Source organism: Dyella acidisoli (genome assembly GCF_030160295.1).
Classification (GTDB): domain Bacteria; phylum Pseudomonadota; class Gammaproteobacteria; order Xanthomonadales; family Rhodanobacteraceae; genus Dyella_B; species Dyella_B acidisoli.
The window spans coordinates 1-1,639 of sequence record NZ_BSOB01000052.1 but is presented as its reverse complement, the minus strand read 5'-3'; the positions used below and the strand labels follow the sequence as shown (position 1 = coordinate 1,639).

The 1,639-nt window shown below is 50.9% G+C and carries 2 protein-coding genes and 1 pseudogene; 1 reads left to right on the top strand and 2 read right to left on the bottom strand.

Annotation, left to right across the window (positions count from 1 at the left end; translation table 11 throughout):
- Positions 1-222: pseudogene (locus QQJ86_RS19735) on the top strand (transposase); the annotation flags it as partial.
- A 393-nt stretch (positions 223-615) separates the two neighbouring features.
- Here QQJ86_RS19735 and QQJ86_RS19730 read toward each other — a convergent pair.
- Together QQJ86_RS19730 and QQJ86_RS19725 are read right to left on the bottom strand one after the other, a co-directional pair.
- Positions 616-1,092 (bottom strand): hypothetical protein, encoded by a 477-nt coding sequence (locus tag QQJ86_RS19730; protein ID WP_284322693.1) that lies wholly within the window; start codon positions 1,090-1,092, stop codon positions 616-618.
- Positions 1,092-1,639, bottom strand: a 548-nt coding sequence (locus tag QQJ86_RS19725; RefSeq protein ID WP_345782835.1) for a hypothetical protein, incomplete at its 5' end; no start/stop codon positions are given. The genes QQJ86_RS19725 and QQJ86_RS19730, both read right to left, overlap by 1 nt.

Below are 1,639 nucleotides of genomic sequence, written 5' to 3'. Positions count from 1 at the left end.
TTGGCCATGGCCACAGACCCTCAAGAGCGAGCCATGGCGTATCGTTCATGGCTACGCGCAGGAGTAAATGACGATGAAATTTCTTCTATTCGACTGCACTTGAAACAGGGCCGCGCATTGGGGGATCGTCGATTTCAAGCCATGGTTGAAAAGACCCTCGGACGACCAGTTGCCATAAAGCCGCATGGTCGTCCACCGCGTTTACGTAACAAGGAAGAGTGAGACACGCTGAGTCGCATCCCTTATTTAATTACCCCCGGCCCCTTTTGGGCCCCCTTTTGGGGCCCGGCCCCTTTTGGGGCCCCTTTTGGGTCCGCCGGCATGGAACCCAACATCTCCAGGAAGCGCATCAGCATTATGCGGGTAACCTATTTGGTAGTCGTCATAGAAGCGATTTCCACCATTCCCAAGTGAAAGCTGCCCAGATGAATTCACCGGCCGTCCAAGGCTATCTGTTGTGAATTCATAGCCATTGTATTGATAGACGGTATTGGGGCTTGGATTTAGCGAGGCCGCCCTGTAATCAGCACGAGTTTCGAGCTGAACCACATTAGGCACTGCTTCGTTTGGAACAACAAAACGCCCGCTTGTAGCGGGCGTCTGGCGGCATTAAGCCTAGCTTCGCTCTAAACGAGTCAAATCATCGTACTCGCCGAATGACGGCATAGCACTGTAATTTTTGGCCAAGTCTGCCACCGATGATGATGTCTCAATCTTATGTTCGGGAACAAATAACTCCCGCCGAATCGACACTGAACCATCGCGACTGAACATATATGACGTACCACTTGCAACTTTGTCAGTATCATCTACAAATTCACGATAAGTTGCCATCGTAAGAAACAACTTGCCAGGCTCTACTTCTTGAAATCCATATGTCAAAGACTCACGCAAATGGTCATCAAGGAAACCGACACCCACAGCCTTCTTGGTCAGCTCAAGAAAGCAATAGGGTTGCTCAACGGAATCCACAAGCACTGTATAGGGCAGACCCTCAGCGTGAGCGGCCCTAGCTTGTTCCTCAGACCAATTTTCGGTGGGGCGCTTCTTCGCGCGAAACCACGATTTGCAGAAATAGATCTTTCGCTTCATTAGTAAATTGTCCCGTTTACATCACGAATCAGCACACCAGCTTTGTTAGCAGCATCCAGTACCGCCTGCGGAACAGGATTGGCCTGAACAGGAACTTCAAGTATGTACTGACCTTGAAGAAGCTGCCCAGCCAATGGTCCGCTTGAAGGAACATTGGCAACCGTAGCGCCGACGGGGTATTTGGCTGGGATTTCATTAATGTATCCCACGGCTGTTTTGGTTTGAATGTCCGAAAGCTGAGTAAATTTCCGCGAAACGATCTCGCCAGCGCTAGGGTTATAAGAGTCTAGTCGCGTATACCCACTACCGTTCGGGCTCTCAATGTAGACCTCATTATATGGGTATGCCGACGCGCGCTCCGCATTGAAGGCGTTGCCAGCATTCAAGCGCTGCAACCAAGACGGCTGGCTACTAATTCTTGCAGGCGCCGCAACTTCTGTGTCTGGAACGCCCCGTTCCTCAACCAAGTTAACTCGGCCTATCGACGACGCATTTCTTTCATCAACTAAGCCAACGTCAGCTTCAGGCGTTCGAGCATTCGACACGT

Excerpts from the sequence above, each read along its gene's own strand:
- QQJ86_RS19730 (WP_284322693.1), bottom strand. The coding sequence starts at position 1,092 with ATGAAGCGAAAGATCTATTTCTGCAAATCGTGGTTTCGCGCGAAGAAG.